4 protein-coding genes are annotated in these 3913 nt (G+C 57.0%); all 4 read right to left on the bottom strand.

Translation table 11 applies throughout. From position 1 onward, the window contains the following. The coding region (gene tuf, locus CHB99_RS29005) for an elongation factor Tu (protein ID WP_089266732.1) at positions 1 to 929 on the bottom strand (929 nt) is incomplete at its 3' end. 30 nt (positions 930 to 959) lie between these two features. Next, positions 960 to 3092, bottom strand: a complete 2133-nt coding sequence (fusA, locus tag CHB99_RS29000) for an elongation factor G (protein WP_042123513.1) — start codon at positions 3090 to 3092, stop codon at positions 960 to 962. A 30-nt stretch (positions 3093 to 3122) separates the two neighbouring features. Then, positions 3123 to 3593 carry a 30S ribosomal protein S7 gene (gene rpsG, locus CHB99_RS28995; protein WP_009397350.1) on the bottom strand — a complete coding sequence of 157 codons (471 nt, stop codon included), beginning with the start codon at positions 3591 to 3593 and terminating at the stop codon, positions 3123 to 3125. Positions 3594 to 3707: 114 nt separating this feature from the next. Beyond that, positions 3708 to 3913, bottom strand: a 206-nt coding sequence (gene rpsL / locus CHB99_RS30290; protein WP_249299728.1) for a 30S ribosomal protein S12, incomplete at its 5' end; no start/stop codon positions are given.

Raw genomic sequence — 3913 nt, 5'->3', positions numbered from 1 at the left:
GCGGTGAACTTGGTGTGCGGCTTGACCGAACCTGGCTTGGCCAGAACCTGACCACGCTCAACGTCGTCACGCTTGGTGCCACGCAGCAGAACGCCGCAGTTCTCGCCAGCACGACCTTCGTCCAGCAGCTTGCGGAACATCTCAACGCCAGTGCAGGTGGTCTTGACGGTGTCACGCAGACCAACGATCTCGACTTCTTCCTGGATGCGAACGATGCCACGCTCAACACGACCGGTAACAACGGTACCGCGGCCGGAGATCGAGAACACGTCTTCGATCGGCATCAGGAACGGCTTGTCGATAGCGCGCTCTGGCTCTGGGATGTAGCTGTCCAGAGTTTCTACCAGCTTCTTGACAGCGGTGGTGCCCAGCTCATTGTCGTCCTGGCCATTCAGTGCCATCAGAGCCGAACCAACGATGATCGGAGTGTCGTCACCTGGGAAGTCGTAGGTGCTCAGCAGGTCGCGAACTTCCATCTCGACCAGTTCCAGCAGCTCTGCGTCGTCAACCATGTCAGCCTTGTTCAGGAAGACAACGATGTACGGTACGCCTACCTGACGGGACAACAGGATGTGCTCACGGGTTTGTGGCATCGGACCATCGGCGGCCGAGCAAACCAGGATCGCGCCATCCATCTGGGCAGCACCGGTGATCATGTTCTTGACGTAGTCGGCGTGACCTGGGCAGTCAACGTGCGCGTAGTGACGTACGTTCGAGTCGTACTCCACGTGAGCGGTGTTGATGGTGATACCACGAGCCTTCTCTTCTGGAGCCGAGTCGATCTTGTCGAAGTCAACACGAGCCGAACCGAAAACTTCGGAGCAGACGCGGGTCAGAGCTGCGGTCAGAGTGGTTTTACCGTGGTCAACGTGACCGATGGTGCCAACGTTGACGTGCGGTTTGTTACGTTCGAATTTTTCTTTAGCCACGACAGTGAACCTCTTGCCTAAAGGGCTGGATTAGCCTTGTTTTTTAACGAGTGCTTCGACGATGTTCGACGGAGCTTCGGAGTACTTGGAGAATTCCATGGAGTAGCTCGCGCGACCCTGAGACATGGAACGAACGTCGGTTGCATAACCGAACATCTCTCCCAGCGGAACTTCAGCACGGATAACCTTGCCGGAAACCGAGTCTTCCATACCCTGGATCAGACCACGACGACGGTTCAGGTCACCCATCACGTCACCCATGTAGTCCTCTGGGGTTACCACTTCAACCTTCATGATCGGCTCAAGCACAACACCGCCACCCTTCTGGGCCAGCTGCTTGGTCGCCATGGAGGCCGCCACCTTGAACGCCATCTCGTTGGAGTCGACGTCGTGGTAGGAACCATCAAACACGGTTGCCTTCAGGCCGATCAGCGGATAGCCGGCGACAACGCCGTTCTTCATCTGCTCTTCGATACCCTTCTGGATCGCCGGGATGTATTCCTTAGGAACCACACCACCTACAACCTCGTTGACGAACTCCAGGCCCTCGGTGATGTTGCCCTTCTCGTCCACAGCAGGCTGCGAGAAGCGGATCCAGCAATGCCCGAACTGACCGCGACCACCGGACTGACGAACGAACTTGCCTTCGATCTCGACGTTGTCCTTGGTGATCTTCTCGCGGTACGAAACCTGCGGCTTGCCGATGTTGGCCTCGACGTTGAACTCGCGCTTCATGCGGTCAACGAGGATGTCCAGGTGCAGCTCACCCATACCGGAGATGATGGTCTGACCGGTTTCTTCATCGGTCTTGACGCGGAACGACGGGTCTTCCTGAGCCAGCTTGCCCAGGGCGATGCCCATCTTTTCCTGGTCCTGCTTGGTTTTCGGCTCAACGGCAACCGAAATCACAGGCTCAGGGAAGTCCATGCGCTCGAGGATGACTGGCTTGTCTGCGTCACACAGGGTGTCACCAGTGGTGACGTCCTTCATGCCGATCAGAGCCGCGATGTCGCCCGCGCGAACTTCTTTGATCTCTTCACGCTGGTTGGCGTGCATCTGCACCATACGACCAACGCGCTCTTTCTTGCCCTTGACCGAGTTGATCACGGAGTCGCCCGAGCTCAGGAAGCCCGAGTAGACACGCACGAAAGTCAGGGTACCAACGAACGGGTCGGTGGCAATCTTGAACGCCAGAGCCGAGAACGGCTCGTCGTCGCTTGCATGACGCTCGATTTTCGGTGCGTTTTCGTCTTCGACGTTGTCCGGGTGGATACCCTGGATTGCAGGGATCTCGGTCGGAGCAGGCAGGAAGTCGATAACAGCGTCGAGAACCAGAGGAACACCCTTGTTCTTGAAGGACGAACCGCAGACAGCCGGAACGATCTCGCTGGCCAGAGTGCGCGCACGCAGGCCTGCCTTGATCTCTTCGACAGTCAGCTCACCTTCTTCAAGGTACTTGTTCATCAGCTCTTCGTTGGCTTCTGCAGCGGCTTCGACCATATTGGCGCGCCATTCTTCAGCCAGCTCGAGCAGATCGGCAGGAATTTCTTCCTCCCGATAGGTAGTGCCCTTGTCGTCGTCGTTCCAGTAGATCGCCTTCATCTTGATGAGGTCGACCTGACCCTGGAAGTTCTCTTCCGAACCGATAGCCAGCTGAACCGGGACCGGGGTATGACCCAGACGGTTCTTGATCTGACCCACGACACGCAGGAAGTCCGCACCGGCACGGTCCATCTTGTTCACGTAGACAACACGTGGAACGCCGTACTTGTTGGCTTGACGCCATACGGTTTCGGACTGAGGCTCAACGCCGGAAGTACCGCAGAACACAACGACCGCGCCGTCGAGTACACGCAGCGAACGCTCTACTTCAATAGTGAAGTCAACGTGGCCAGGGGTATCGATGACGTTTACGCGGTAGTTGTCGTACTGACCACGGGAACCCTTCCAGAAGGTGGTAACAGCAGCGGAGGTAATGGTGATACCGCGCTCTTGCTCTTGCACCATCCAGTCGGTGGTCGCGGCGCCGTCGTGCACCTCGCCCATCTTGTGGCTCAGACCTGTGTAGAACAGGATCCGCTCGGTAGTGGTAGTCTTGCCCGCGTCAACGTGAGCACAGATACCGATGTTACGGTAGCGGTTAATTGCTGTAGTACGAGCCATAAAGCCCTCGCAAAAAGATTGATGCTTGAATTAGAAGCGGTAGTGCGAGAAAGCCTTGTTGGCTTCAGCCATACGGTGCACGTCTTCACGCTTCTTGACTGCAGCACCCTTGCCTTCAGCAGCATCCAGCAGTTCGCCAGCCAGGCGCAGCGCCATGGACTTCTCGCCGCGCTTGCGGGCGAAGTCTACCAGCCAGCGCATTGCCAGCGCGTTACGACGGGATGGACGAACTTCAACAGGAACCTGGTAAGTAGCACCGCCAACACGGCGCGACTTTACTTCGACCAGCGGAGCGATGGCGTCGAGAGCTTTCTCGAAGATTTCCAGGGGATCGCTGTTCTTGCGTGCTTTGACGGTATCCAGGGCACCGTAAACGATGCGCTCGGCTACAGCCTTCTTGCCGCTTTCCATCACGTGGTTCATGAACTTGGCGAGGATCTGGCTTCCGTATTTCGGATCGTCCAGGATCTCACGCTTGGCTGCTACACGACGTCTTGGCATTGATAAGCCCTCAAACGGTCTTCAGGTTAGCCCGGGACATCCAACTCAAGGAGTTTGCGCCCGACCTTACTCTTATCGACTCAATAAAATGAATGATCTGCTGCAAACGGCCGATTACTTCGGACGCTTGGTACCGTACTTCGAACGACCCTGGTTACGGCCTTTGACGCCGGAGGTATCCAGAGAGCCGCGAACGGTGTGGTAACGAACACCTGGCAAGTCTTTTACACGGCCGCCACGGATCAGGACGACGCTGTGCTCTTGCAGGTTGTGGCCTTCACCGCCGATGTACGAGGAAACCTCGAAACCGTTGGTCAGAC

The organism is Pseudomonas japonica, assembly GCF_900188455.1.
Lineage (GTDB): Bacteria > Pseudomonadota > Gammaproteobacteria > Pseudomonadales > Pseudomonadaceae > Aquipseudomonas > Aquipseudomonas japonica.
The sequence above is the reverse complement of the archived record's forward strand: the minus strand, read 5'-3'. Positions and strand labels throughout refer to the sequence as shown.

Coding starts and splice junctions, on each gene's coding strand:
- fusA (WP_042123513.1), bottom strand. CDS start 3,092: ATGGCTCGTACTACAGCAATTAACCGCTACCGTAACATCGGTATCTGT.
- rpsG (WP_009397350.1), bottom strand. CDS start 3,593: ATGCCAAGACGTCGTGTAGCAGCCAAGCGTGAGATCCTGGACGATCCG.